The sequence below is a fragment of the Lysobacter enzymogenes genome (genome assembly GCF_017355525.1).
GTDB classification, from domain to species: domain Bacteria; phylum Pseudomonadota; class Gammaproteobacteria; order Xanthomonadales; family Xanthomonadaceae; genus Lysobacter; species Lysobacter enzymogenes_C.
The window spans coordinates 5510695-5536193 of sequence record NZ_CP067395.1; the positions used below are offsets into that span (position 1 = coordinate 5510695).

Below are 25499 nucleotides of genomic sequence, written 5' to 3' on the forward strand. Positions count from 1 at the left end.
ATTCGGACATGAACGTGGCGGCGGCATCGGCGGGCCGTTGCGTCGCGTTTCGCGGCCGGGCTTCGACCTTGGTCTTAGCCAGCAAACGTATACGCGTGCGATCAACGCGATCGCGTCCGCATCGCCGCAGGCGCGATCGCGACGCGGTCCGCACCGCTGAATGCGCGAGATCGATTGCATTAAGAACGCCAAGCGTGAAAGCCGGCAGATTCGATTGTTGAACTCGCTCCAGGCGCAGCGCACGCCGGGCTTTCGTCCGCGGTTTGGTCACGTTATGTATCTGCCACACATCCGACACGAGGAGGCAACATGAGTCGCGCTGCGATGCGATGTCATGCGTTGGCATATCTGTTCGGCGCGGCCGCGCTCGGCCCGGCGCTGATGCCGGCGCAGGCGGCCGAGAGCCGCGTGTATACGCGTTCCGGATACGCCCTGGACTTGCGCGACCTCAACGGCGCGACCGCGCAAGCCACCGCCGACCGTCTGGTCGAGCGTTATTTCGCGGTGTACCCGCGGCTGGCCGCCGATTTCAATCCGGGCGCGGTCAAGCGCGTGCAGTTCAGGCTCGATCCCGCTTACACCGGCGTGGCTTACGCGGACGACGGCAAGATCACCTACAACCCGCAGTGGTTCGTGTCGCATCCGAACGACATCGATGTGGTCACGCACGAGGTCATGCATCTGGTGCAGGCCTACGGTCCGTCCGGGCAGCCGGGCTGGCTGGTGGAAGGCGTCGCCGATTACGTGCGTCAGGTTTACGGCATCGACAACGCGGCCGCGGGTTGGGCGCTGCCGGCGTATGCCGCGAGCCAGAAGGTCACCGACGGGTATCGCATTACCGCGCGCTTCCTGCTTTGGCTGGAACGGCATGGCCACGCCGGCATCGTCGCGACGCTCGACCAGCGGATGCGCGCGGGCCGGTACAACGACGGCGTGTGGCGGGAACTCACCGGCAACAGCGTCGAGCAGTTGTGGGCGTCGTATGCGGCGGATCCGGGGCTGTAGTTCTCGGCGCCGTGTTGGATCGGTTCAAGGTTTTTCCAGGCAGCGTCATCGATGGCTGCACCGTGCTGCGCCGTGCCCGTTTTTTTTTAAAAACCGAAATTTAGATCGATTTAAATCAATGATTCCGGCCGTCGCCCAATACGGCGCGGCCGCCGGCCGCGCACGCACATCGTCCGAAGCACCCGGCTGCGCCGAGCGCAGCCGGGATCCAACTCTGGGGAGAGAGCGAATGAAACGACGAGCGTATGGATGGATGTTCGCGGCGCTGGCGGCCGGTACCGCGCACGCGCAGCAGGCCAACGGCGGCGATGCGGCCGCACCGGCAACGGACGCAGCGGCGCAGTCGACCGCACCGACGCAAGCGACCGATCACCGCGACGCCAAGCAACTCGACGCGGTCAAGGTCACCGGTTCGCTGATTCCGCGCGCGCAGATCGAGGGGCCGTCGCCGGTGGTGACGTTGACCCAGCAGCAGATCGACGCGAAAGGCTTCGGCAGCGTGTTCGACGCCCTGCGCGCGCTGCCGCAGGCCAACGGCTCGGTGCAGGACCCGCAATTCACCGGCGGCTACACGCCCGGCGCCAAGACCATCAGCCTGTTCGGGTTGCCGCCGGGCTACACCCTGACCTTGCTCAACGGCCGGCCGATGGCCAGCTATCCGCTGGCCTACGACGGCGGCAGCAACATCACCGACATCGCCAACATCCCGCTGAGCATGATCGACCGGATCGACGTGCTGACCGGCGGGCAATCGTCGATCTACGGTTCGGCGGCGATCGCCGGCGTGGTCAACATCGTGCTCAAGGATCGGGTCGAAGGGACCCACCTGCGCCTGCGCGCCGGCGGCTACAGCGACGGAGGCGGGCGCAACGAGCGCCTGCAATTCAGCAGCGGCTTCAACCGCGGCAAGCTCGATGTCAGCTACGGCTTCGAACTCGGCCGCGAACGGCCGGTGTGGGCGCGCCAGCGCGACTACATCGATTCGTATTACGACGATCCGACCGGCCGCGGCGCGGTGCCCTCGCGGACCTTCCTGCGCCAGAAAGTCGGCGCCGGCCAGACCTACATCGACCCCGGCGCGGCGGCCTGCGCGCCGTTGAGCCATCTGTACGGCGGCACCACCGGCTACAGCTTCCGCGACGCGGCCGGCACCGGCTATTACTGCGGCAGCGCCTACAACGTCGGCTACGCGACCTTGTCCAACGAAAGCACCAACGCCAACGGCTCGTTGTTCCTGCGTTACGCGCTCGACGGCGGCGCCGAGCTGTACGCCGACGCGCTGTACAGCTACAGCAATCCGACCTACAGCGGCGGCAGCCCGTTCTGGAGCCAGACCTTCTACAACCGCGACAGCGGCCAGTACGAACTGTGGCAGCGCATCTTCGCGCCCGAGGAGGTCGGGCTGCAGGCCAAGGACCAGCACGTCTATACCCGCAGCTACAACGTCACCGCCGGCGCGCGCGGCGCGCTCGGCGACAGTCGCTTCGATTACGACGTCTACTACAACCGCTCGCAGTCCGAAGCGATACGCAAGTCGACCGACTTCCTCGCCCGCGACGGCATCGACGACTATTTCCTCGGCCCGCAGCTGGGCACCGACGCCGCCGGCTACAAGATCTTCGCGCCGAACTTCGACCGCCTGTACCGGCCGCTCGACAAGGCCGTGTACGACCGTTCCAGCGCGGTCAACCGCGCCTACTCGATGGCCTGGACCCAGAACCTCACCGCCACCGTGACCTCGACCGAGCTGTTCAAGCTGGCCGAACGGCCGGTCGGTTTCGCCGCGATCCTCAAGGCCGGCAACGAGGAATTCGAGAACAACTCGGCCAGCGAACTGGCCAAGACCGGCTATTTCCGTGGGGTCATCGCCGGCACCCGCGCGGCCGGCAAGCGCAGCCAGTACGCGGCCGGCGCGGAAATGCAGCTGCCGCTGCTGGAGCGCTTCACCGCCAACCTGTCGGCGCGCTACGACAAGTACAGCTACGCCGGCGAGGGCAACGGCAAGCTGACCTACAAGGTCGGGCTCGAGTTCCGCCCGACCGACACCTTGCTGCTGCGCGGCAGCTACGCCACCGCGTTCCGCGCGCCGGACATGTTCAGCCTGTTTTCCAGCGAGCGCAGCGCGTACGGCAGCGGCACCGACTACTACCGCTGCCGCGCGGCCGGTTTCGATGCCAGCAGCTACAGCCGCTGCCCGCATTCGGGCCAGTCGATGCTGGCGTATTCCAGCGGCAATACCGCGCTCAAGGACATCACCGCCAAGTCCTACACCTACGGCTTCGTGTGGTCGTCGCCGGGCAACGCATTGAGCTGGTCGGTCGACTACAACTCGATCGTGATCGAGAACGAAGTGCAGACGCTCGGCAACGACGACATCCTGCGCAGCGAGGCCGATTGCCGGCTCGGCGTGTCGGAGAACGGCGGCGTGCGCTACGACATCGACTCGCCGACCTGCCGCGAGGTGCTGGCGGAAGTGCGCCGGTTGCCGGCGACCGATCCGGTCAATCCCAACGGCATCGATGCGATCTTCACCTATCCGATCAACGTCGCCGAACAGCGCCAGTCCGGCATCCAGTCGACCCTGGACTACCGCGTGCGCAGCGAGCGCTTCGGCGATTTCGCGTTCAACGCCAATTACTACACCGTACTCAAGCACAGCGCGCGGCAAAAGGACGGCGAAGACAACCGCGATCTACTGTGCTGCGCCAACTCCAACGAGTTGCGCAGCCGCTTCAGCGCCAGCGCGACCTGGACCCGCGGCGACTGGAGCGCGACCGTGTACGGCCTGCGCAACGGCAAGACCTGGAACTCGATCGGCACGGCCCGCAACGTCGGCCCGCTGACCACCTACAACGCCAGCGCGCGCTACCAGCTCAACCCGACGCTGTGGCTGTCGGCGGCGGTCAACAACCTCAGCGACAAGCGTCCGCCGCGCGACCGCACCGACGGCAACTGGCCGTACTTCGACCGCGGCAACTACAGCGCGCTGGGCCGTTCGTTCTGGGTCGAACTGGGGCTGGATTTCGGTTCCTGAGCGCGGCGTTTGGCGAAAAACTCCGGAGCCCGGCCGCGGGCTCCGGAGTTCGCGTCGTCGCGCTTACTGGCAGTTCGGCAACGGCGTGCCGTCGTCCCAGGCGTTGCGCAGCCACTTGATCCCCTCGCTGCCGTTGTAGGGCACGGTCGGCGAATGGTTGGCCGGGTTGTTGCCGCCGACGTAGCAGGCGCTGCCCCATTGCGAACCGCGCACGAAGCGGGTGTCGCTGACTTCGACGGTCACGCCCGAGCCCAGGCCGGAGTCGTACGGCGCGAGCGTGTAGCCGCCGCCGGCGAGCCGGCTTTCGCGGATGGTCAGGCTGGAACCCGCGCCCGGGCGGTCGGCCCAGAACACCGCGGCGTTGCCGTAGCCTTCGCTGTTGACCGGGCGCGCATCGATGTCGCTGTGCACGATGCTGAGGTGGCCGACCTGGCCCGGCGAATAGAACTGCACCGCGTCGAGGTGGTCGCCGGGATAGAAGCAGGTCTGGTGGATCAGGCTGTCCTGGATCAGCACCGGCTCGCCGCCGCCGACGATCAGCAGGTCGTCGCCGTTGTGGTGCAGGTGGGCGCGGATCAGGGTGTAGCCGTTGTCGCCGACGATCAGCCGGCGGCCGCCGTTGTTGCTGGCCGGGCAAGCGTCGGGGCCGAGGTCGACGTCCTTGAGCACCAGGTTGCGATGGGTGCGGTGATCGACATAGCCCTTGATCCGGCTGTTGCTGACGGTGACGTTGTGGTGGCGGACGATCAGCGCGCCGGTGATCAGCATCCCGTCGATGGTCTGGCCGTCGCGGCTGGTGCTGTAGTCGCCGTTGATCGTGGTCAGCGGCCGGCCCGCAGGCACGCCGGTGCAGTTGCGGTCCGGCAACGCCGGGAACGGCGCGCAGCTGCGCGCGCTGCCGAGCGGCGGCGTGGTCGCCGACGCCGGCGCCGAGCGCGCCGATTCGTTGCCTGCGGCGTCGACCGCGCTGACCCGGTACTCATAACGCGTCTGCGGCTGCGCGGTGTCGTGGACGAAGCTCGTCGTCTCGGTTTCGCCGAGCGCGACCGCGCTGCCGTCGGCATAGACGCGATAGCGCAGCTGCGCGCTGGTGTCGTCGCTGCTCGCGCTCCAGCTCAGGCGCACGCTGCCGGCATCGACGGCGACCGCGCTGAGATCGGCCGGAACGCTCGGCGCGACGGTGTCGCCGCTCAACGGCGCGAACACGGCGTCGACCCAGTAGTTGGCCGAACGCCAGCTCGCATCCGGGAACGCGCTCTGCGCGCCGTAGCGGTAGTTGCCGTTGCCGCCGTCGCTGCCGTCGCGCAGCGCGCGCAGCGGGCCGCTGGCGTAGTCGGCGTTGGCGAAGTAGTCCAGGTCGGCCGAGTAATGTCCGTTCGGCGCGTAGTAGGACACGACGTAGGTGGTGTCGGCGGCGATCCGCACCGGCGCGGCGAAGCGCACGCTCTGCCAGCCAGAGGCGGTTTCGTCGGCGAACGTGGCGCGGGCCAGCTGGGCGCCGTCCTTGCTCCACAGGTTGCCGACGTGCGCGCCGGTGTTGGCCGCGGACTTGTAGAAGCGCACGCCGGTGATCCAGCCCGGCTGGGTGCTGCGGAAACGCAGGCCGAGTTCGACGCCGTCGGGATCCGGCGCGTCGATCAGGGTCGGCGTGGCCGCGTCGTTCCACAGGCTCTGCCCACCGGCGGCGAAGGCGCGGAATTCGCGGAGGTTGGTCCAGTAGGAACTGTTCTGGGTGCAATGCAGGCGGCCGACGATGCGCGCGGCGCGCACTTCCTGCGGCGCGCCGCGGAAGCTGTAGACGACGCCAGCGGTTTGCGAGGAGTCGTAGGCGTACGCCGGTTCTACGCTCCAGCCGCTGTCGCGCCAGTCGCCGCGGAAGCTGTTGGAGAACTGCAGGCGCAGGTCGGCGCAGAACGCACCGTCGCCGCTGCTGTTCCAACTGCCGTGCACGATCTCGACCCGGTCGATGGTGCGGGTCGCATCGCTCCACAGCACGCCGGCGCCGGAGTAATGGTCGGTCGGCTCGCTTTCGCCGCCGCTCAGATGCACGTCGACCGCGTCGTCGCCGTCGTTGAGCAGCGGCGCGGCGACGCGCAGGCTGTTGGGTTCGGTTTCGCTGCGGCCGTCGGCGCCCGGGGTGAGCCCGTGCTGCCAACGATAGGCGGTGCCGGCCGGGGCGACGTTCTGGCCTTGCGCGGCGGCCAGGCCGGGCAGGGCGGCGCAACTCAACAGCAGGTACAGCAGTGGGGCGCGCAAAAGCGCGGGCGCATGCGGACGCAGCGCGCACGCGGCGGCGAAGCCGGAGTGGCTGGACATGGTCGGGTCTCGGGTGATGAGCGCGGACAGCGCTCGGGAGAAAGACACGGCACGCCGCTTCCTCGGCGTGCCGTGTGGACGGGAAGCGGAGGTCCCTGGATTCCCGGAGCCAACGCTAACGCCGCTTAGATCGATAAAAAACTGGCGCTTGTCACCGATTCCGCGTGCGATGACAAACGTCAACGCGCGCGGCTGTCATTGAGGTCCGGAGTTGGCGACGTTGTCACGCGCGAAGGGTGACAACGCATCGCTTGTGCGCGGCACGGTTGCAGCGGAAACTTTTCGTCGTCGTCGCCGACGGCGCCGCGCGCATTGCGCGAACGGCGCGCGGCCTCAGGGCGCGTTCGGATCGCGCAGCGCCGGCAGCAGCGGCGCGATGTCGCCGTCGTTCTTCGCCGGCGCGATGCCGACCAGACGCGCCAACAGCGGGTACACGTCGACGTTGTCGAACGCCGGAATCGTCGCGCCGCGGCGGAACGCCGGGCCGCGGGCGATGAAGATCGCGCGCATCGACGCCAGCGCCGGGTCGTAGCCGTGCGAGCCGCGGGTCTGGTTCTTCGGCGAGGTCTTGAGCTTCTCGCCTTCGATCGCGTCCCAGCCCTCGTCCATCTGGCAGACGATCGGCGGCACCCGCGGATGGGTGCCGTAGTGCCAGCGCGCCGGCAGTTCGCTCTTGTGCCAGCATTGATAGTGCTCGCGCTTGCCGAGCAGGCGCTGTTCCACTTCGGCTTCGTAGCCCTTGTTCGGGGCGATGCCGATGGACTGGCCGACCGAGGTCACCACCGCCTGCTGCGGCGTGACCATGTCTTCCACCGCCATGCGCTGGCCCGGCGCGACTTCGGCCATGCCGTGGTCGGACACCACGATCAGGTTGACCCGCTCGAGTTCGCCGCGCGCGGCGAGGCCGTCGACGAGACGGCCGAGCGCGGCGTCGATGCGCTGCATGGCCTCGCGCGCTTCGGCCGAATTCGGGCCGTGGTCGTGGCCTTCGTGGTCGAGCGCATCGAAGTACAGGGTCGCCACGTGCGGACGGGTCGAGGCGGGTTCGCCGAGCCAGCCCAGCACTTCGTCGACGCGCGCGTTCTCCGAGACCTTGGCGTCGAACGGCTTCCAGCGGTTCGGGCGCAGGCCGCGGATCGGCGCTTCGCTGCCGGGCCAGAACAAGGTCGCGCTGCGCAGGCCGGCGTTCTGCGCGCCGATCCAGATCGGTTCGCCGCCGTTCCACCAGCGCGTGTCGCCGACCGCGTCGCGGTCGGAGACCTTGAACTTGCCGAGGTCGGCGTCGCTCATGCTGTTGTGGATCACGCCGTGGTGGTCCGGGCGCAGGCCGGTGACCAGGGTGTAGTGGTTCGGGAAGGTCAGCGATGGGTAGGACGGATTCATCCACTGCGCGCGCACGCCCTGGTCGGCGATGCGTTGCAGGTTCGGGGTCAGGCCGAGGTCGAGATAACTGGCGCGGAAACCGTCGATGGAGATCAGCAGCAGCGGCGTGTCGGCCGGCGGCGGCGCGTGGGCGACGCGCGCTTGCGGGGCGCAGGCGGCCAGGGAAACGAGGGTGGCGAGCAGGGCGGCGCGGGCCGCGGAGGCGATCGAAGGCATCGCGGCATGATAGCGGCGGCGCGTGTCGGGCCGGTGTCGATGGTCGCGCGCGCCGGCCGCGCGGCGGGCCGCCAAGGTCGGCACGGCGCGCGGGCATGACTTCAGTCGCTGGCGCGCGCCGCGCCGCGGGCCGATAGTGGCGGCGGGGTTCTGCCGCGAGGTCCGCCATGCGCCGTGTCGTTGCCGTCGTCGCCGCCTGTCTGGCGGTCTTGCCTGCGTCCGCGTTCGCCGAGGAGGCCGCCGCGCCCGCGCCGAAGCCGGCGCCGCCGCCGTTGCAGCTCGGCGCCGAGGAATGCGCGGTGTGGGCGCGCGAACTCAGCTTCGCCGGTTCGGTCGCCGCGCACGACGCCGCCGCGTTCGCCGCGCACCTGCATCCGCAGGCCGCATTCGGCGCCGGCCGGCCGCAGCCCACGCGCGGGCGCGACGCGGTCGCCGCGGAATGGGCCGAGCTGATCGCCGGCAAGCGCCTGCGCCTGCGCTGGTATCCGCAGCGGGTCACGCTCGGCGGGACCGGCGACGTGGCCTGGTCGACCGGGCCGGCGCTGTACCAGCGGCTGGAGCCGGGCGCGCAGCCGCGCTATCTGATCGGCCAGTACCAATCGGTCTGGCATCGCGACGCCGACGGGGTGTGGCGGATCCTGTTCGACGACGGCATCGCGCCGCGGCCGGCCACCGAAGCCGAAGCGATGGCGTTCGAACACGGCCGCCGCGAGCAGTGCCCGCGACGCTGACGAGCGCTTAAACGGCGCGCCTGCGGCGGCCGCCGCGGCGTCGGGGCGGGCGTATGGTGACCGGGTCCATCGAGGCTGCATTCAGCCCTGCCGGAGGTGTCCCATGCGAAAGATCCTGCAAGCCGCCATGTTGACGACCGCGTTCTTCGCGGCTGCGGCCTCGGCGCAAACCGCGCCGACCGGAGCGCGCAGCGCGGACGAGCCCGCCGCCCAGGTCGACGCGCCGGCCGCGGCCCAGGCCGACCCGGCCGCCGCGCAACGCAACGACCCGCGCTGCCTGACCCAGACCGGCTCGCGCGTGCAGGCGCGCGGCAAGAACGCCTGCGCCGGCTATGGCCGCAGCTACGACCGCAAGGACCTGGAGCGCACCGGCGAGACCGATGTCGGCCAGGCCCTGCGCAAGCTCGATCCGCGCCTGCGCTGAGCGGCCGCAACCCATCCCTTCCGGCGCGGGCTCTGTCCGCGCCGTCCTCGCGCCCGGCTTCGGCCGGGCGCTTTTTTGTCGCCGCGCGAGGCGGGCGTTGAGGCCGAGGCCGCGCGATCAGGCCAGCAAGCCGTCCAGCAAACGGTCCAGCGAGGCCTCGTAAAACGCGCGGAACTGGCGTTCGTCGAAACTGAAGCGGCCGGCGCGGTACAGCGCGATCAGGCCGTGGGTGTGCGCCCACAAGGTCATGGCGATGTCCCAGGCGTCGCCCGCGCCCAGGCGCCCGGCCTGCTGCGCTTCCAGCACCACGTCGGCGACCACGTTCAAGGTCGGCGAGCGGCGCGCGCGGAAATCCTCGGGATAGCGGCGCGCGCGTTCGCGCCGCAGCGAAAACGCGTGGTCGAACAGATGCGGCCAGGCCAGCGCGTAATCCAGATAGATGCGCTGGGTGGCGCGCAGCCGCGCGATCACGTCGCCGCCGTGCTGGCGCGCGGTCCAGTGGCGGGCGATCTCGTCGAAGCTGTCGTCGGCCACGCGTTGCAGCAGCGCTTCGCGATTCGGGAAGTGGCGGTAGATCGCCATCGGCGTCAGCCCGACCGCCTCGCCGACCCGGCGCATGCTGACCGCCTGCGCGCCGCCGCGGGCGAGCAGGGCGCGCGCGGCCTGGAGGATGCGTTCGGCGCTGGCGGACGGGTTCATGTGTACAGCGTAAACATTTCGCTCCCGAGGCGACAGTTTCGTGCGCCGCGACGCCCCGCAGCGGCTCCGCGCGGGCCCGCGACCCTGGCAGGGCGCGGAAACCCGGCGCGATAATTTCCGTCTTGCCCGCCTCACGGAAACCGCCATGTCCGCAGCGAACAACCGCAAAGATCCGTCCCGCGTCGTCCGCGCCCCGCGCGGCAGCGACAAGAGCTGCAAGTCCTGGCTCAGCGAAGCCGCCTACCGCATGATCCAGAACAATCTGGATCCGGACGTGGCCGAAAATCCGGCCGAACTGGTGGTCTACGGCGGCATCGGCCGCGCCGCGCGCGACTGGGACTGCTTCGACGCGATCCTGAAGTCGCTGCGCGAGCTCGAGGACAACGAAACCCTGCTGATCCAGTCGGGCAAGCCGGTCGGCGTGTTCCCGACCCACGCCGACGCGCCGCGCGTGCTGCTGGCCAATTCCAACCTGGTGCCGCACTGGGCCACCTGGGAACACTTCAACGAGCTCGATAAGAAGGGCTTGATGATGTACGGGCAGATGACCGCGGGCAGCTGGATCTACATCGGCTCGCAGGGCATCGTCCAGGGCACCTACGAAACCTTCGTCGAGATGGGCCGCCAGCACTACGGCGGCAGCCTCAAGGGCAAGTGGATCCTGACCGCGGGCCTCGGCGGCATGGGCGGCGCGCAGCCGCTGGCGGCATCGCTGGCCGGCGCGTGTTCGCTCACCATCGAATGCAAGCAGAGCAGCATCGACATGCGCCTGCGCACCCGCTACGTCGACGAGCAGGCCAGCGACCTGGACGACGCGCTGGCGCGCATCGCCAAGTACACCGCGTCCGGCGAAGCCAAGTCGGTGGCGCTGCTCGGCAACGCCGCCGAGATCCTGCCGGAGCTGGTCAAGCGCGGCGTGCGTCCGGACTGCGTGACCGACCAGACCTCGGCGCACGATCCGGTGCACGGCTACCTGCCGATCGGCTGGACCGTGGAGCGCTGGCTGGACGAGCAGAAGAACAACCCCGAGGGCGTGCGCGACGCGGCCAAGAAGTCGATGCGCGTGCACGTCGAGGCGATGCTGGCGTTCCATGCGCAGGGCATCCCGACCGTCGACTACGGCAACAACATCCGCCAGATGGCGTTCGACGAAGGCCTCAAGAACGCCTTCGATTTCCCCGGTTTCGTGCCGGCCTACGTGCGCCCGCTGTTCTGCCGCGGGGTCGGCCCGTTCCGCTGGGTCGCGCTCAGCGGCGATCCGGAAGACATCTACAAGACCGACGCCAAGGTCAAGGAACTCATCGCCGACGACGAGCACCTGCACCGCTGGCTCGACATGGCCAAGGAGCGCATCAGCTTCCAGGGCCTGCCGGCGCGCATCTGCTGGGTCGGCCTGGGCCTGCGCCACAAGCTCGGCCTGGCGTTCAACGAGATGGTGCGCAACGGCGAACTCAAGGCGCCGGTGGTGATCGGCCGCGATCATCTCGACAGCGGCTCGGTGGCTTCGCCGAACCGCGAGACCGAAGCGATGAAGGACGGCAGCGACGCGGTCAGCGACTGGCCGCTGCTCAACGCCATGCTCAACGTCGCCGGCGGCGCGACCTGGGTGTCGCTGCACCACGGCGGCGGCGTCGGCATGGGCTATTCGCAGCACTCCGGCGTGGTCATCGTGTGCGACGGCAGCGAGGAAGCGGACCGGCGCATCGCGCGGGTGCTGTGGAACGATCCGGGCACCGGTGTGATGCGGCATGCCGATGCCGGTTATGAGATCGCGCAGCAGTGCGCGAAGGAGCAGGGGTTGAAGCTGCCGATGCTGTGATGCTTCGGTGGGGCCCTGTAGGAGCGGCGCGAGCCGCGACTGCGGGGTAACCGCTTGCGGCGTTGGCTGCGTCGTAGCTGCATTGTCGCGGTCGCAGCTTGCGCAGCTCCTACAGTCGGACTTCGGACGGCGGCCTCGGCAGGGGCCGCCGTTTTGTTTCCGCTCGCTGCGCGAATGGGTGGCCCCCTGTAGGAGCGGCGCGAGCCGCGACCGCGGAGTCGCCGCTCGCGGCGGAAGTCGCGCCGTAGCCGCGTTGTCGCGGTCGCAGCTCGCGCAGCTCCTACAGTCGGGCTTCGGACGCCGGCCTATTCCGGAATCGTCGGCTCCACCAACCGCTCCAGCAGGGTCAGCGATTCCTGCCAGCCGAGATGGCATTGCTCGACCGGGATCACCTCCGGAATCCCCTCCTGCACCACGTGCACCTCGGTGCCGCACGACACCGCGCGGAAGGTGATGGTGGTGATCATGGTGCCGGGCAGGTTCGGGTCGTCGAAGCGGTCGTCGTGGACGATGCGCTCGTTCGGCACCAGTTCCAGATAGGTGCCGCCGAAGCTGTGGCCGTTGCCGGTGCTGAAGTTGGTGAAGGTCATGCGGTAGCGGCCGCCGACGCGGGCGTCGAGCTCGTGCACGGCGCAGGTGAAGCCGTCCGGCGGCAGCCACTTGCTCAGGGCGGCCGGGTCGAGGAAGGCGCGGTAGACGCGTTCGGGCGGGCAGGTGAAGACGCGGGACAGGCGTACGGTGCCGGACATGATGATTCTCCGAGTGGGTGGCGAGGCGTGGTCCTCACTGGATCGACGAACGGGGCGCGGCGGAATCGACAAACCCCGCTCGCCGTTCGACGAATGCGTCAGGACGCTGGCGCACGGTCCATAGGGATGCGGCGGGCGCCGCGCCGGTTGCGCCGGTCTCACAGGCTGAGATGTCGATCCACGATCCTGCCGCTCGTCGTACTGTTGTCACTGGCGGGTCGGGCATGGGGCCCTATCATGCGTCGGTGCGATCCACGCATGGAGCTCGCGATGACCCACGACTCTCCGGCGGCCGAACCGGTCGCCGCCCACGCCGCCGCCGGACATCCGCCGCAATCGCTTTGGCGCGAGCTGCGCGACGCGATCCGCGGCACCGACGCCGACTACACCAAGATCCCGCTGCGCCGCGCGGTGTTCCTGCTGGCCGTGCCGATGGTGCTCGAGCTGGTGCTGGAATCGACCTTCGCCGTGGTCGACATCTTCTTCGTCTCCAAGCTCGGCCCCTCGGCGGTGGCGACGGTCGGCCTGACCGAAAGCTATCTGTTCCTGCTCTACGCGGTAGCGATGGGCCTGGCGATGGCGGTCACCGCGGTGGTCGCGCGACGCATCGGCGAAGGCAAGCCCGAGGAGGCCGCGTTCACCGCGGTGCAGGCGATCGCGATCGCGCTGCTGGCCTCGGTGATCCCGGCGCTGGCCGGCATCTTCTACGCCCAGGACCTGCTGCGGCTGATGGGCGCCGACGCCTGGAGCATCGAGCACGGCTACCGCTACACCCAATGGATGCTCGGCGGCAACGCGGTCATCCTGTTGCTGTTCGTCATCAACGCGATCTTCCGCGGCGCCGGCGACGCGGCCATTTCCATGCGCGTGCTGTGGCTGTCCAACGGCATCAACATCGTGCTGTGCCCGCTGCTGATCTTCGGGCCGGGGCCGTTCCCGGAATGGGGCATCGAAGGCGCGGCCATCGCCACCTGCATCGGCCGCGGCACCGGCGTGCTGTACCAGCTGTGGATGCTGTTCCGCGGCGGCAAGCACATCCGGGTGACGGTGGCGCAGTTGGTCTGGCGCGGGGCGATGCTGTGGAACATCGTGCGCACCTCGCTCGGCGGCATCGGCCAGATGATCGTGGCGATGACCGCGTGGATCTTCCTGATGCGCATCCTCGCCGCGATTGGCAGCGAAGCGGTGGCCGGCGCGACCATCGCCATCCGCATCATGATGTTCACGATGATGCCGGCCTGGGGCATGTCCAACGCCGCCGCGACCCTGGTCGGACAGAACCTCGGCGCCGGCCACGCCGACCGCGCCGAAGCCTCGGTGTGGCATATCGGCTGGTACAACATGGCGTATCTGGTGCTGGTGTCGGTGCTGTTCTTCGCCTTCCCGCAGCAGTTGGTCGGCATCTTCACCACCGATCCGGAAGTGGTGAAGGTCGGCGCCGAGTGGCTGCGGATCCTGTCGTACTCGTTCTTCATCTACGGCTGGTGGATGGTGACGGTGCAGGCCTTCAACGGCGCCGGCGACACCGTGACCCCGACCAAGATCAACGTGGTGTTCTTCTGGCTGATCCAGATCCCGCTGTCGTACTGGCTGGCGATCCACCTGGACTGGAAGGAACTCGGCGTGTTCTGGGGCGTGTTCGTCTCGGAGACCTCGGTCGGCCTGTTCACGCTATGGCTGTTCACGCGCGGGCGCTGGAAGAACGCGAAGGTGTAGGCGCTGTCGCTGGGTCCGCGTTGCGCTGGCCGCCCGCTTGCCGACAGGACAGGGACTTCGGTCCCTGCGATCCTCTTGCCGATGCGGCGCTGTCGGGTACAGCGCCGCCAGCATGCGAAACTCCGGCCGCAGCGACGCTCATTGCGCGCGCTTGGCGATGCCGCAGCCGGCCCAGGCCGGCTCGTCGCGGCGCAGGTCGCGGTAGACGTAATGCAGGCGCAAGCCGTCGTAGACGTCCGCGAGTCTGACGTCGTCGCGGCGGCCGCCGGGCGCGAGCGCGACCTCCAGCGTTTGCGGATCGATCCAGCGCAGGCCGATGCCGGCGCGCAGCGACGGGACCGCGACGATGTTGCCGCCGAAGGTGCCGTTGCCGCTCGTGCATTCGACCATGGCCTGGGTCACCGCGCGGTCGCCGAAATCGGTCTGGTAGTAACGCGCCCGGCAGCGGCCGTCGGCAGCGGCGACCGGCTCGCCGGCGCAACCGGCCGGCTCGGCGCAGGACGCGGCCAGCAGCGGCACCAGCGCGCCGAGCAGGGCGAGGCGGCCGCGGGACGGCCAAGCCGTTTCGCCGGCGCTCGCGCCTGGCGGTTGCGGTTCGTGCAAAGCGATCATCTGCGGTTCCTTCGCTGATCTTCGGCCGGCCCGTCGCCGCGCCTTCGCCCGATATTGCGGTTTTACCGCAACGCGTCCTCGTCCAACGGCTCCGACCACTCGATCTCGTAACGGTTCCACTGCCCCGGAAACAGCTCGCCCTCGACCGCGCGCCGGCGCAAGGCGCCGCGCCGGTGCGCGCGCTGCGCGGCGTTGCGGTCGATGCCGGCGTCGATCAGCGCTTCGAGTTCGTTGTAGCGCGGATCGTAGCGGCCGTGCTTGGGGTGGCTCTCGGGCGTCAGCCGGCCGGCGTTGACCTCGGCTTCCCAACGCTGCCAGATCGCCCAATGCTCCTGCGCCCAGGCGTAGGTTTCCGCGTCGACCGGCGTCAGCGCGAACAGGTCGCGGTATTCCTCCTGCTGCGGATCGAACAGGCAGGAGAAGTAATGCGGCCGGCCGTCGCAATCGGCGATGCCGGTGCGCGGGCCGTCCCAGTAGTCCCAGGTCATGTGGATCGGTTCGTAGGCCATGCGCGCGGTCGGGCTGGGGGACGAGTGCGGCCACAGTATCAAGCGAGACGCGCAGGCCGGAAGTCCGACTGCAGGCGCTGCGCGAGCTGCGGCCGCGGCAACAGGTTTACGGCGCGACTTGCCGCAACGCGGTCGCGGCTTGCGCCGCTCCTACAGGGCGAGCCCGAGGCGGATCAGGCCTCGGTCCACACCGCCAGCTCGTACCCGTCCGGATCGGTGAAGTGGAAACGCCGACCGCCCGGAAATTCGTGCTCGGCGACGATCGCGCCGCCGGCGGCTTCGACCTTGGCGCGCGCGTCGGCGAGGTCGTCGGCGTAGATCACCACCAGCATGCCGCCCGGCCGCGGCGCGGCGTGGGCGTTGAAGCCGCCCTTCATGCGGCCGTCGTCGAATTCGCAGTAGCCGGGGCCGTAGTCGGTGAAGCGCCAGCCGAACGCGGCGCCGTAGAAGGCCTTGGATGCGGCGATGTCGGCGACGTTGAATTCGAGGTAGTCCAGGCGCAGGTTGCGGTCGGAAGCGGTCATGGCGCGGGTCCTGTGTGCGGCAAGGCGGGGTGTGGTTGCGGCGGCCGAGGCCGGCAACGAAAAAGGCCGCCGGTCGCCCGGCGGCCCGAGCGGGCGCGAACGCCCGCAGCTTACTTCGACTCGGCCCGCGCTTCGCCGCGATGCGGGCAGCGCGCGCGTCGCCGGCTTACTTGGACAATTCCAGCGCCAGCGAAGTCACCCAGCCCTTGTTGCCGAGCTCGTCCTCGACTTCCCACATCGCGCCCTGCTTGTTGCCGGTCGGGTAAAGCATCATGCCCGGGTCGAGCGGACGCACCACCTTGCCGCTGCCGCTGGCGTTGGCGAACAGACGCGCGGACTTGACCACGCTGACCGCCTGCTGCGCGTTCGACGCCGAGGCGTTGCCCGACAGGCCGCCGAGTTCGGCGACGAGATTGGTGTAGGCCTGCAGATAGGCCATGGTGATGACCTGGCCGATCTCGGTGTTGGCGTAACCCGACACGCCGGCGCCGCCGAGGCCGCTGCTGCCCCACAGCGCGCCGCTGGCGCCGAAGCCGATGTCGGTCTTCTTGGCGCTGCCTTCGGCCATCGCCACCTGCTCGGAGGAGCGCACGTCGGTGACGGTCAGCACGACGTCGGCGGTCTTCTTGTTGAAGTTGAGGTTGCTGGCCACGCGCCCGGCGTTGCCGCCGATCAGCCCGCCGAGCATGCCGCCGATGGCGTTGCCGCCGGCGTTGGAGTTCTTGGCGATCAGGTCCGGCACCAGCACGTAGTCGGCCGCGCGGATCTGGCCCTTGCCGATATTGGACTTGTTGCGCAGCTGGCCGCTGGAGGCCAGGTCGCGCTCGCGCATGGCCGAGTCCATGCCGGCGCCGCGGTCGACCAGGGTGAAGCAGCGCGACTTCTGCACGAACACCTTGATCAGCTTGCTCGGCGCGGGCAGCTGCTGGCCGCTCCACCAGTTGGTGCCGTCTTCCGGCTCGATCACCGAGATCGCGCCGAGGTTCTTGGCGCAGGTCGGAATCTCGGCGGTCTTTTCCGCGCGCAGCTCCTGCGCGCTCTTGCGTTGCGCCCAGCCCGGCGCGGCCGACAGGGCCATGCCCAGGCCGACCACGCAGGCCACGGCCTGGATTCCCCGATTAGCGGTCTTCATCGTTTCGTTCCTTAAAACTGAGTTCTGTCTCGAAACAGCATCCTGCCGCGGCCGTTGCGGCCGCGACTCCCGGCGGAGCGCGAACGTCGTCCTTCGGCCACGCGGCCTGCAGGGGCAGCGGGAGGTCGGCAGAAGGTCCCCAGACGCATCCAGGCCGGGCGTTCCACGGCCTGTACGACGACTCACGTCCACATCATAACGTGATCCATTGCGAAAAAAGGACGCCCGTGCGGCGCTGCGGACCGACGCTCGCCGGGCGGCCGCGGCGCAGCCGCTGCGACGCGGCCCAGGCAAGCTGGCCGACGTTTTTCGACGACCGGACCGCGCCGATGCTGCACACCCTGGCGATCGCCAACTACCGCTCGCTGCACAAGCTCGAACTCGGCCTGGGCCGGCTCAACCTGGTCACCGGCGCCAACGGCAGCGGCAAGTCCAATCTCTACCGCGCGCTGCGGCTGCTGGCGGAAACCGCGCAGGGCGGGGTGGTGCCGGCGCTGGCGCGCGAAGGCGGGCTGCCGTCGACGCTGTGGGCCGGGCCGGAGACGATCTCGGCGCGGATGAAGCGCGGCGAGGTGCCGGTGCAGGGCACCCAGCGGCAGGCGCCGGTGGCGCTGCGGCTCGGCTTCGCCGGCGAGGAGTACGGCTACGCGATCGACCTCGGCCTGCCGCCGCCGCGCGAGCAGGGCTCGCTGTTCTCGCTCGACCCCCAGATCAAGCGCGAAGCGATCTGGGCCGGGCCGTTCCTGCGCAGCGCCAACCTGCTGGTCGACCGCCGCGCCGCGCTGGCGCGGGTGCGCGACGGCCGCGGCTGGCGCATCGCCGCCGAACACCTGAGCCCGTTCGAAAGCCTGTTCGCGCAGATCGCCGACCCGCGCGCGGCGCCGGAAGTGCTGACGCTGCGCGAGACCATCCGCGGCTGGCGCTTCTACGACCATTTCCGCAGCGACGCGCAGGCGCCGGCGCGGCAGCCGCAGCTGGGCACGCTGACCCCGGTGCTGAGCCACGACGGCCGCGACCTGGCCGCGGCCTGGCAGACCATCGTCGAAATCGGCGACGCGCCGGCGCTGGCCGCGGCGGTCGACGACGCGTTCCCCGGCGCGCGGGTGTCGGTGCGCGACGCCGGCGGCCGGCTCGTGCTCGAGTTCGCCCAGCCCGGCCTGCTGCGGCCGTTGACCGCGGCCGAGCTGTCCGACGGCACCTTGCGTTATCTGCTGTGGATCGCGGCCTTGCACACGCCGCGGCCGCCGCCGCTGATGGTGCTCAACGAACCCGAAACCAGCCTGCATCCGGATCTGCTGCCGGCGCTGGGGCGCTTGATCGCGCGCGCGGCCAGGCGCAGCCAGGTGTGGGTGGTGTCGCATGCGACGCGGCTGGTGGCGGCGTTGGAGGAAGACGCGGGCTGCAATTCGATCCGGCTGCACAAGGCGTTCGGGCAGACCGAGGTCGAAGGGCAGGGGATGCTGGATGCGCCGGCGTGGTATTGGCCGGAACGGTGATGGGGGCGCGGTCAGCGTAGTGTCGCGGTCGCGGCTCGCGCCGCTCCTACATGGGCTCCCTGTAGGAGCGGCGCGAGCCGCGACCGCGACAACGCAACTGCGCCGCAACGCTCACCACCCGCGCCTCACGCCACCGCCGCCAACCGCTGCGCCAGGCCCTCGCCGACCATCTGCGGAATCCGCTCGACCAACAAATCGATCGCCACCCGCGTACGCAGCGGCAGGTAGTGCGTGTGCGGCCACACCGCGCTGATGCGGCTGCCGACCACGCGGTCGGCGTGCATCACCATCTGCAATTCGCCGCTGCGCAGATAACGGCTCAGCAGCCAGCACGGCAACTGCGCCAGGCCCGCGCCGGCGACCGCGGCGTCGGCGATGGCCTGCAGGTCGTCGAAGCGCAGCCGCGCGTTGACCTGCGGTTCGCGCACCTCGCCGGCGCCGTCGCGCAGGCGCCACGGCACGATCTGGCCGTGGCGGCCGTAGATCACCGCGTCGTGCCCGGCGAAGTCGTCGATCTCGCGCGGCAGCCCGCGCTTGGCCAGATACGCCGGCGCCGCGCAGATGCCCAGGTGTTCCTCGGTCAGCCGGCGCGCGGCCAAGGTGGCGCTGTCGCGCAGGCGGCCGACGCGGATGCCGAGGTCGTAACCCTCCTCGACCAGATCGACCATGCGGTCGTTGAACGACAGATCGATCTCCAGCTTCGGGTGCCGCCGCGACAGCTCCAGCACCACCGGCGCCACGCAATGGCGGCCGAACATCACCGGCGCGCTGATCCGTAGCCGCCCGCTCGGCTCGCGCCGGCCGCTGTCGAGCGCGGCCTCGGCGGCGTCGAGTTCGGCCAGGGCTTTGACGCAGCGTTCGTAATAGGCCTGGCCGTCCTCGCTGAGGCTCTGGCGGCGGGTGCTGCGGTGGAACAGGCGCACGCCGAGCTGTTGTTCGAGCCGGGCGATGCGCTTGCCGATCGCCGAACGGGTGACCCCGAGGCGGTCGGCGGCGACCGCGAAGCTGCCGGCCTCGGCCGACTGGACGAAGGCGACGATGCCGAGCAGGCGGTCGTTGACGGCCATGGGATTGGTTCCAGTGAGGATACGGAGAGTGGAAGGAATCTAACCACTAAAGCGCGTGGGGCGACGATATCGTAGCGCCTCCCGGTCGCAGCGTCGTCCCGACGCGCCCGGTTCCCCCTGTATCCGGAGTATTTCATGAAGGCTTACCGCATCCGCGCCGGCGCCGGCATCGACTCGCTGACCCTCGCCGACGAGGCCGCCGCGCCGCTGCGCGCCGGGCAGATCCGCCTGCGCGTGCGCGCGGTGTCGCTGAACTTCCGCGACCTGATGATCGCCGACGGCCGCTACCTGGCCGGCGGCGAGCGCCCGGTGATTCCTGGGTCCGACGCGGTCGCCGAGGTGATCGAGCTCGGCCCCGAGGTCGGCGCCTGGAAGCTCGGCGACCGCGTCGCGACCAGCTTCTTCCCGTATTGGCACGGCGGCGCGGCGACCCCGCACAACACCCGCGCGCCGTTCGGCGCCGACGCCGACGGCGTGCTGGCGCAGCAGATCGTGGTCGACCAGGGCTCGGTGTTCGCAGTGCCCGCGCATCTCGACGATGCCCAGGCCGCGACCCTGACCTGCGCCGGCGTCACCGCCTGGAACGCGCTGTTCGTCGAAGGACGCCTGCGCCCGGGCCAGAGCGTGCTGCTGCTCGGCACCGGCGGCGTCTCGATCTGGGGCCTGCAACTGGCCAAGGCGGCGGGGCTGCGCGCCATCGTCACCTCGTCCAGCGACGAAAAACTCGAACGCGCGCGCGCGCTCGGCGCCGACGCCACGATCAACTACCGCACCCATCCCGAGTGGCAGGACGAAGTGCTGCGCCTGACCGGCGGCGCCGGCGTCGATGCGGTGCTGGAAGTCGGCGGCAGCGGCACTCTGGCGCGCTCGGTGCGCGCGGCGGCGATGAACGGCACCGTCGCGATCATCGGCGGCGTCAGCGGCTTCGGCGGCGAGCTCGACGCGATCGCGCTGATCATGGGCGCCAAGCGCCTGGCCGGCATCTTCGTCGGCAGCCGCGCGATGGGCGAGGATCTGTCGCGTTTCGTCGAGGTCAACCGGATCGTGCCGGTGGTCGACCGCACGTTCGGGTTCGAGCAGGCGCGCGAGGCTTACCGGTATCTCGAAAGCGGGTCGCACTTCGGCAAGGTGACGATTCGGGTCGCGGAGTAGGGCGGCTCGGTGCGGTAGTCGCCCGGCTGCGGCGGGTTGCGCCGTAGCCGGGGTGGCGCGGTCGCGACTTGCGTCGCTCCTACAGTCGGGCGCGCGCGCGTCGGCCTCGCGACGATTCGGGTCGCGGAGTGAGGCGTGCCGGTGAGGCAGTGCCCCGGCTGCGTTGGGTTGCGCCGTAGCCGGGGTTTCGCGGTCGCGACTTGCGTCGCTCCTACAGTCGGGGTGCATGCATCGGCCTCGCCCTGTAGGAACGGCGCGAGCCGCGACCGCGTCGCGACAGATCGCGCCGCAGCCATGCGACCATCCGCCGATGCCGCAACCGCCCCGCGCATGCGATCTTGACGGCCCCGCCCACGGACCCGCCTGCGCCGCCGCCATGACCGACACCGCCGATCTTCCCGCGATCCGCCGCGCCCACGCCGGCGACGCCGACGCGCTCGCCCTGGCCGGCGCGGCGACGTTCCTGGAAACCTTCGCCGGCATCCTCGCCGGCGCCGACATCGTCGCCCACTGCCGCAAGCAGCACGCGCCCGAGCTGTACGCGCGCAGCCTGGCCGACCCGGCCAACGCGCTGTGGCTCGCCGAAACCGCGGCCGGCGCGGCGCCGGTCGGCTTCGCCATGCTCACGCCGCCGCATCTGCCGTTGGCCGACCTGCGCGCGGACGACCTCGAGCTCAAGCGCATCTACCTGCTGTCGCGCTTCCACGGCGGCGGCACCGGCCGGCGCCTGATGCAGCACGCGGTCGACGAAGCCCGCGCGCGCGGCGCCGGGCGGCTGCTGCTCGGCGTGTACGCCGGCAACGCGCGCGCGCTGGCGTTCTATGCGCGCTGCGGTTATGCGCAGGTCGGCGAGCGCGAGTTCCAGGTCGGCGCCAACACCTACCACGACGCGATCCTGGCGCTGGAGCTGCGCGCATGAGCGATGCCGGCGGCCTCAGCATCGAAGCCTTGACCGAAGCCGACCTGCACGCCGCGGCCGGGTTCGACGCCAGCTTCGTCGTCCACCAGCGCGTGCGCCTGTCGATGCGCGAGGACGGCGGCTTGAGCTACATCTCCGAACCGCTGCGCCCGCCGTACCGCAAACACTACCGCGACGACGCCGATGCCGAAGCGCTGCGCGAATACCTCGGCGACGGCGCCGACTTCGCCGCGTACCTCGCGCGCAAGGACGGCCAGGTCGTCGGCCGCGTGCTGCTGTCGCGCACCTGGAACGGCTACGCCGGCATCGACGACATCGCCGTCGCCGCCGGCGCGCGCCGCAGCGGCGCCGGTTCGGCCTTGCTGCGGCAGGCGCTGGCCTGGGCGCGCGAACGCGGGCTGCCGGGGGTCATGCTGGAAACCCAGGACACCAATGTCGGCGCCTGCGCGCTGTATCAGCGCAACGGTTTCGTACTGGGCGGATTCGACCGCTTCCACTACGCCAACGAGCCCGATCTGCAGCACGAAACCGCGCTTTTTTGGTACTGCAGATTCTGAGTCGTTTGTGTAGACCGTCGCGGATACATGCGCTTCGACTGCCTTTGAAATTCCTGTCCAGTGCATGTCGTGCGCATTTTTATCAGCGTCGCAGCGCATCGCAGCGGCAACGCGTGCACGCAGCCGCAGCGATCACGACGAATTGACATCGGCATCGGCGCAATCCGACCCATTCAGGAGCCAGGCGCGAAACGCTCGCGCCGTCCGCGACTAAGGATGGATCGTATGGGCGTGCTGGTGATCGAACACTGGATGGACTTCGCCGGCGTGGCCGTGCACCGCGTCGACGCCGGCGACCGCCGCGCCTACGCCTTCGTCAACCCGCGGCCGCAGGCGACCGCGCAGGGCGCGCCCGGCGCCTACCACCCCGACGGCAGCGGCAGCGGCGACTTGCGCGACGCCGGCTGGCCGGGCGCGGCCTGGCGCGAGCGGCTGGTGCCCGATCCGCACCAGCCGCAGCGGCCGCTGCGGCAGAACGAGGGCCGCTACGCCGGCTACTTCGTCTCGGCCACCGCCTTGCAGGACCCGCGCTTCCCGCGCACCAGCGTCAACGCCTACCTCGACGCCGGCCGCGTGCCGTACCTCGCCTTGCCGCAGGAATGGCTGGCCGTCGAGGGCGCCGGCGCGCTCGGCGATTTCGTGGTCGTGCGCGACCCGGTCGGCGGCCGCCACAGCTTCGGCGTGATCGGCGACCGCGGCCGGGCGATGGGCGAACTGTCCGAACGCATGGCCGGCGACGTCAGCGGCCAGCGCGCCGAAGCGCGCAGCGGCCGCGGCGTGCCTGGCGGGCCGTTGCTGTATCTGGTGTTCCCCGGCTCGCGCCGGGAGCCGGCGTGGCCGCTGCAGGCCGCGGTGATCCGCGCGCGCTGCGAGCGGCTGTTGCGCGCGATCGGCGGCATGGCGACGTTGGGGCAGTTGGCCGAGTCGCTGCAGGACGAATGGTAGGCGCGGCGCTGCATCGGCTTTTCGGCCGCGACACCAGGGCGACTGCGGCGCTCGCATCCTGCGGCCGAGCCACCCGCGCCCTATCGACTGCGCCCGATCAACTGCGCCGATCGACCGCGCGCCGCCGATCGACCGCGCGCCGCCGATCGACCCGCGCCGCTCAGCGCATCGGCGCCTGCGCCTGCCGCTCCGCATGCCCGGCCAACGCCAAATCCAGCCGCACCAGCCGCCCCAGGCGGTCGCGCCGCTGCGCGCGCACGTACCAGTGCTCGCGCAGGCGCGGCAGCCGCAGCGGCGGGTGCAGCGGCTCGCCCCACAGGCTCAGCCGGTAATGGCGCTCGTGCAGCCACCACAGCAAACGATCGAACTCGGCCTGATCGTCCGGCAGCAGCAGATCGGCGTCGGCCGGCTCGCGCGCGCCGGGATCGGCGAGCCAGCGCGGGTAGCTGCCGTAGAGTCCGAACGCGAAGCCGGCGTCGCGCAAGGCCTGCAATTCGTCGCCGGTGCTGTGCAGGCAGATGCGCTCGCGCTGCTTCTGGAACACCAGCGCGTATTCGTGGCTGCGGTCGGTGCCGGCATCGCCGGACGCCAGCGTGTGCGGTTCGCGCTCATAGCACAGCAAGCGTTCCTCGCGCGCCACGAACAGGCCGCCGAGAATGCCGGCCAGATCCCAGGCCAGCGGCAAGCTGCGGCCGTCGAGGTTGAGGTTTTGCGCCATGGCGATGCAGTAGCCGCCTTCCGGCAGCGCGCCGCGCACGGCGTGGAACAGGTCGCGCAGGCGGCGCAGATAGGCTTCGTAGTCGCGTTCCAGATACAACTGGCCGGCGCGCGCGTCGCCGTCGCCGGGCCAGCGGCAGCCGAAGTAGGGCACGTTGGTCAGGCACAGCTCGAACGGCGCCGGCGCCGACGTGTCGGGCAGGCTGCCGGTCGCGACCGGCGCGTCGACGCCGTGCCGGCGCAGGCGCTCGCGCGCCAGTTCGGCGCGCGCCGGGTCGACCTCCAGCCCGCAGCCGGCGCGGCCTTCCAGCGCGGCCGCCAGCAAGGTGGTGCCGAAGCCGCAGAACGGATCGAACACGCGCGCGCCGGGCGCGGCGTAGTGGCGCGCGAACGGGCGCATCTGCGCGACCCAGCCGCAGTCGCGGCCGCCGAACGGGTCGCGCGCGCGCAGGTCGTCGGGCAACTGCAGTTCCGGCGGATCGGGCTGCAACACCAGCCAGCTGCGGCTATCCATCGGCGTGTCCCGTAGCGGTGCGAGCGGGCGCGGCGGGCTCGGCGACGGCGGGCTCGGCGACCGCTGGCCACAGCACATCGCGGTCCGGCTGCCAGCCGGCGCACAGGCGGCCGTTGCCGTGGAACACCAGCTTGTAGATGTCGCCGGAAGCGTGGCGGCGGTGCATGGCGGCGTAGTCGGAGGATTCGAACACCACCTCCATGCCGCTGCCCTGCTCGCGCAGCCGCAGGTTCCAGAAGTAATAGCCTTCGGTGATGCGCAGCGGCGTCAGCCGCGGCCACCACGGCGCGTCCATGCACGAGGCCAGCACCGCGTCGATCGGCGCGCGCTCGGCGTCGATGTAGCGGCGGGTGGCGTTGTCGCGATAGCCCGCGCCCAGGCGCGAGAACTCGCGGAAGATCACCGTGCCGGCGCCGCAGGCGCGGGCCCAGTCGAGGTAGGCGCGGATGCCGCCGGCGTCGTCGATGCCGCCGCGTTGCAGGATGCACACCTGCCGCAGCGGCAGCGCCGCCGCCAGCCGTCGCGCCGTCGCTTCGAATACCGCGCCGTCGGCGATCGGTTCGCCGTCGCGAAAACGCATGATGCGCTGGTTGCGCGCGGCGTCGTAGTGATGCCGCGACAGTTCCAGCCACGACAGGCCGAAGCCTTGCAGCGCAGCGATCAGTTCCTCGCCGCGGCCGCGGGCGAAGCCGGCGCCGTTGCTGTACAGCACGCGTTCTTCGACCTGCACGCCGTCGCGTTCGGCCGCGCTGAGCGTTTCCAGCAGGCGCAGGAACCAGGCTTCGTCGTCGCTGGATTCCAGCCCCGACAGCGACCACGACAGCGGCAGCCCGCGCAGCTGCGCCAGCGCCGCGCTGAGGCGCTCGAAGTGGTCCGGGGCGGGACGCAGGCTCTGCGCCAGCGCGCCGCCGTCGGCGCCGCGCAGGTTTTCCGAACAGAACAGGCAGCGCGCCGAACACGGCCGCGCCGCGGCGTAGGGGGTGAAGGTGACCGGCTGGGCGACGCGGTAGCGGCGCGCGCCGATGCGGTGCTCGCGCCAGCGCGCGGCGTCGTGTTCGCCCGGCGCGCGCCGGGCCAGTTGCGGCGTGGTCGCGCGCAGGCGCTGGAACAGGGCAGAGGCCGCGCTGAGCGGGAGCGTGCCCGGGTCGGCGGTCGCTAGCCCTTCGACAGGGGCTGGCATCGGGTTCGTCCTGGAATCCGTGGTGGGTGGGTCGCCCTCACCCTAACCCTCTCCCGCAAGCGGGGTGAGGGGCCGTGTTTGCG

21 protein-coding genes and 1 pseudogene are annotated in these 25499 nt (G+C 70.4%); 11 read left to right on the plus strand and 11 right to left on the minus strand.

The window, feature by feature from the left end; genetic code table 11:
- Window positions 1-339: 339 nt before the first annotated feature.
- Together JHW38_RS23260 and JHW38_RS23265 are read left to right on the plus strand one after the other, a co-directional pair.
- A complete protein-coding gene (locus JHW38_RS23260) occupies window positions 340-1005 on the plus strand; it encodes a basic secretory protein-like protein (RefSeq protein ID WP_207523650.1) in 666 nt (221 codons plus the stop codon).
- Between the two features lie 229 nt (window positions 1006-1234).
- The gene (locus JHW38_RS23265; RefSeq protein ID WP_207523651.1) at window positions 1235-4039 is read left to right on the plus strand and encodes a TonB-dependent receptor plug domain-containing protein; all 2805 of its coding nucleotides are present in this window, start codon (window positions 1235-1237) and stop codon (window positions 4037-4039) included.
- A gap of 63 nt (window positions 4040-4102) precedes the next feature.
- Here JHW38_RS23265 and JHW38_RS23270 read toward each other — a convergent pair whose 3' ends face one another.
- A complete protein-coding gene (locus tag JHW38_RS23270) occupies window positions 4103-6355 on the minus strand; it encodes a DUF4082 domain-containing protein (RefSeq protein ID WP_207523652.1) in 2253 nt (750 codons plus the stop codon).
- 333 nt (window positions 6356-6688) lie between these two features.
- On the minus strand, window positions 6689-7954 hold the full coding sequence (locus JHW38_RS23275) for an ectonucleotide pyrophosphatase/phosphodiesterase (RefSeq protein WP_207523653.1): 1266 nt from the start codon (window positions 7952-7954) through the stop codon (window positions 6689-6691).
- Window positions 7955-8121: 167 nt separating this feature from the next.
- On the opposite strand from JHW38_RS23275, the gene JHW38_RS23280 reads away from it, so the two are divergent.
- Together JHW38_RS23280 and JHW38_RS23285 are read left to right on the plus strand one after the other, a co-directional pair.
- Window positions 8122-8685: a YybH family protein gene (locus tag JHW38_RS23280; RefSeq protein WP_207523654.1), complete on the plus strand. Its 564-nt coding sequence runs from the start codon at window positions 8122-8124 to the stop codon at window positions 8683-8685.
- A gap of 103 nt (window positions 8686-8788) precedes the next feature.
- Window positions 8789-9109: a hypothetical protein gene (locus JHW38_RS23285; RefSeq protein ID WP_207523655.1), complete on the plus strand. Its 321-nt coding sequence runs from the start codon at window positions 8789-8791 to the stop codon at window positions 9107-9109.
- 117 nt (window positions 9110-9226) lie between these two features.
- Here JHW38_RS23285 and JHW38_RS23290 read toward each other — a convergent pair whose 3' ends face one another.
- Complete coding sequence (locus JHW38_RS23290; RefSeq protein WP_207523656.1) at window positions 9227-9808, minus strand: TetR/AcrR family transcriptional regulator; 582 nt, start codon at window positions 9806-9808, stop codon at window positions 9227-9229.
- Between the two features lie 145 nt (window positions 9809-9953).
- On the opposite strand from JHW38_RS23290, the gene hutU reads away from it, so the two are divergent.
- Window positions 9954-11627: a urocanate hydratase gene (hutU, locus tag JHW38_RS23295; RefSeq protein WP_207523657.1), complete on the plus strand. Its 1674-nt coding sequence runs from the start codon at window positions 9954-9956 to the stop codon at window positions 11625-11627.
- Window positions 11628-11932: 305 nt separating this feature from the next.
- Here hutU and JHW38_RS23300 read toward each other — a convergent pair whose 3' ends face one another.
- Window positions 11933-12376 (minus strand): SRPBCC family protein, encoded by a 444-nt coding sequence (locus JHW38_RS23300; RefSeq protein WP_207523658.1) that lies wholly within the window; start codon window positions 12374-12376, stop codon window positions 11933-11935.
- Window positions 12377-12646: 270 nt separating this feature from the next.
- On the opposite strand from JHW38_RS23300, the gene JHW38_RS23305 reads away from it, so the two are divergent.
- A complete protein-coding gene (locus tag JHW38_RS23305; protein ID WP_207523659.1) occupies window positions 12647-14092 on the plus strand; it encodes an MATE family efflux transporter in 1446 nt (481 codons plus the stop codon).
- A 138-nt stretch (window positions 14093-14230) separates the two neighbouring features.
- Here the strand turns inward: JHW38_RS23305 and JHW38_RS23310 are convergent, their stop codons facing one another.
- The 4 genes from JHW38_RS23310 to JHW38_RS23325 form a co-directional block, all read right to left on the minus strand.
- Window positions 14231-14704 carry a hypothetical protein gene (locus JHW38_RS23310; protein ID WP_207523660.1) on the minus strand — a complete coding sequence of 158 codons (474 nt, stop codon included), beginning with the start codon at window positions 14702-14704 and terminating at the stop codon, window positions 14231-14233.
- 62 nt (window positions 14705-14766) lie between these two features.
- Window positions 14767-15213 carry a hypothetical protein gene (locus tag JHW38_RS23315; protein ID WP_207523661.1) on the minus strand — a complete coding sequence of 149 codons (447 nt, stop codon included), beginning with the start codon at window positions 15211-15213 and terminating at the stop codon, window positions 14767-14769.
- A gap of 173 nt (window positions 15214-15386) precedes the next feature.
- Complete coding sequence (locus JHW38_RS23320; RefSeq protein WP_207523662.1) at window positions 15387-15737, minus strand: VOC family protein; 351 nt, start codon at window positions 15735-15737, stop codon at window positions 15387-15389.
- Between the two features lie 166 nt (window positions 15738-15903).
- Window positions 15904-16869: a CsgG/HfaB family protein gene (locus tag JHW38_RS23325; RefSeq protein ID WP_207523663.1), complete on the minus strand. Its 966-nt coding sequence runs from the start codon at window positions 16867-16869 to the stop codon at window positions 15904-15906.
- 329 nt (window positions 16870-17198) lie between these two features.
- On the opposite strand from JHW38_RS23325, the gene JHW38_RS23330 reads away from it, so the two are divergent.
- A complete protein-coding gene (locus tag JHW38_RS23330) occupies window positions 17199-18365 on the plus strand; it encodes an AAA family ATPase (RefSeq protein ID WP_207523664.1) in 1167 nt (388 codons plus the stop codon).
- Between the two features lie 125 nt (window positions 18366-18490).
- Here JHW38_RS23330 and JHW38_RS23335 read toward each other — a convergent pair whose 3' ends face one another.
- Window positions 18491-19432, minus strand: a complete 942-nt coding sequence (locus JHW38_RS23335) for a LysR family transcriptional regulator (protein ID WP_207523665.1) — start codon at window positions 19430-19432, stop codon at window positions 18491-18493.
- 135 nt (window positions 19433-19567) lie between these two features.
- Here JHW38_RS23335 and JHW38_RS23340 point away from each other — a divergent pair, with 135 nt between their 5' ends.
- The 4 genes from JHW38_RS23340 to JHW38_RS23355 all read left to right on the plus strand — a co-directional run bounded on the left by JHW38_RS23340 (window position 19568) and on the right by JHW38_RS23355 (window position 23005).
- The gene (locus JHW38_RS23340; protein WP_207523666.1) at window positions 19568-20584 is read left to right on the plus strand and encodes a zinc-dependent alcohol dehydrogenase family protein; all 1017 of its coding nucleotides are present in this window, start codon (window positions 19568-19570) and stop codon (window positions 20582-20584) included.
- Window positions 20585-20960: 376 nt separating this feature from the next.
- Window positions 20961-21503 (plus strand): GNAT family N-acetyltransferase, encoded by a 543-nt coding sequence (locus JHW38_RS23345; RefSeq protein WP_207523667.1) that lies wholly within the window; start codon window positions 20961-20963, stop codon window positions 21501-21503.
- Entirely contained in the window at window positions 21500-22060 is a 561-nt protein-coding gene (locus JHW38_RS23350) for a GNAT family N-acetyltransferase (RefSeq protein WP_207523668.1), read from the plus strand. Before JHW38_RS23345 ends, JHW38_RS23350 begins: the two co-directional genes overlap by 4 nt.
- 216 nt (window positions 22061-22276) lie before the next feature.
- Window positions 22277-23005 carry a glycoside hydrolase family 75 protein gene (locus JHW38_RS23355; protein WP_207523669.1) on the plus strand — a complete coding sequence of 243 codons (729 nt, stop codon included), beginning with the start codon at window positions 22277-22279 and terminating at the stop codon, window positions 23003-23005.
- A 160-nt stretch (window positions 23006-23165) separates the two neighbouring features.
- On the opposite strand, the gene JHW38_RS23360 is transcribed toward JHW38_RS23355, so the two are convergent.
- The gene (locus tag JHW38_RS23360) at window positions 23166-24236 is read right to left on the minus strand and encodes a DNA methyltransferase (RefSeq protein WP_207523670.1); all 1071 of its coding nucleotides are present in this window, start codon (window positions 24234-24236) and stop codon (window positions 23166-23168) included.
- A gap of 67 nt (window positions 24237-24303) precedes the next feature.
- Window positions 24304-25416 (minus strand): annotated as a pseudogene (locus JHW38_RS23365) (hypothetical protein); the annotation flags it as partial.
- Window positions 25417-25499 lie beyond the last annotated feature (83 nt).

Bases quoted from the DNA above. Each gene is read 5' to 3' on its own strand.
- JHW38_RS23265 (WP_207523651.1), top strand. From the start codon at position 1,235: ATGAAACGACGAGCGTATGGATGGATGTTCGCGGCGCTGGCGGCCGGT.
- JHW38_RS23270 (WP_207523652.1), bottom strand. From the start codon at position 6,355: ATGTCCAGCCACTCCGGCTTCGCCGCCGCGTGCGCGCTGCGTCCGCAT.
- JHW38_RS23275 (WP_207523653.1), bottom strand. From the start codon at position 7,954: ATGCCTTCGATCGCCTCCGCGGCCCGCGCCGCCCTGCTCGCCACCCTC.
- JHW38_RS23280 (WP_207523654.1), top strand. From the start codon at position 8,122: ATGCGCCGTGTCGTTGCCGTCGTCGCCGCCTGTCTGGCGGTCTTGCCT.
- JHW38_RS23285 (WP_207523655.1), top strand. From the start codon at position 8,789: ATGCGAAAGATCCTGCAAGCCGCCATGTTGACGACCGCGTTCTTCGCG.
- JHW38_RS23290 (WP_207523656.1), bottom strand. From the start codon at position 9,808: ATGAACCCGTCCGCCAGCGCCGAACGCATCCTCCAGGCCGCGCGCGCC.
- hutU (WP_207523657.1), top strand. From the start codon at position 9,954: ATGTCCGCAGCGAACAACCGCAAAGATCCGTCCCGCGTCGTCCGCGCC.
- JHW38_RS23300 (WP_207523658.1), bottom strand. From the start codon at position 12,376: ATGTCCGGCACCGTACGCCTGTCCCGCGTCTTCACCTGCCCGCCCGAA.
- JHW38_RS23305 (WP_207523659.1), top strand. From the start codon at position 12,647: ATGACCCACGACTCTCCGGCGGCCGAACCGGTCGCCGCCCACGCCGCC.
- JHW38_RS23310 (WP_207523660.1), bottom strand. From the start codon at position 14,704: ATGATCGCTTTGCACGAACCGCAACCGCCAGGCGCGAGCGCCGGCGAA.
- JHW38_RS23315 (WP_207523661.1), bottom strand. From the start codon at position 15,213: ATGGCCTACGAACCGATCCACATGACCTGGGACTACTGGGACGGCCCG.
- JHW38_RS23320 (WP_207523662.1), bottom strand. From the start codon at position 15,737: ATGACCGCTTCCGACCGCAACCTGCGCCTGGACTACCTCGAATTCAAC.
- JHW38_RS23325 (WP_207523663.1), bottom strand. From the start codon at position 16,869: ATGAAGACCGCTAATCGGGGAATCCAGGCCGTGGCCTGCGTGGTCGGC.
- JHW38_RS23330 (WP_207523664.1), top strand. From the start codon at position 17,199: ATGCTGCACACCCTGGCGATCGCCAACTACCGCTCGCTGCACAAGCTC.
- JHW38_RS23335 (WP_207523665.1), bottom strand. From the start codon at position 19,432: ATGGCCGTCAACGACCGCCTGCTCGGCATCGTCGCCTTCGTCCAGTCG.
- JHW38_RS23340 (WP_207523666.1), top strand. From the start codon at position 19,568: ATGAAGGCTTACCGCATCCGCGCCGGCGCCGGCATCGACTCGCTGACC.
- JHW38_RS23345 (WP_207523667.1), top strand. From the start codon at position 20,961: ATGACCGACACCGCCGATCTTCCCGCGATCCGCCGCGCCCACGCCGGC.
- JHW38_RS23350 (WP_207523668.1), top strand. From the start codon at position 21,500: ATGAGCGATGCCGGCGGCCTCAGCATCGAAGCCTTGACCGAAGCCGAC.
- JHW38_RS23355 (WP_207523669.1), top strand. From the start codon at position 22,277: ATGGATCGTATGGGCGTGCTGGTGATCGAACACTGGATGGACTTCGCC.
- JHW38_RS23360 (WP_207523670.1), bottom strand. From the start codon at position 24,236: ATGGATAGCCGCAGCTGGCTGGTGTTGCAGCCCGATCCGCCGGAACTG.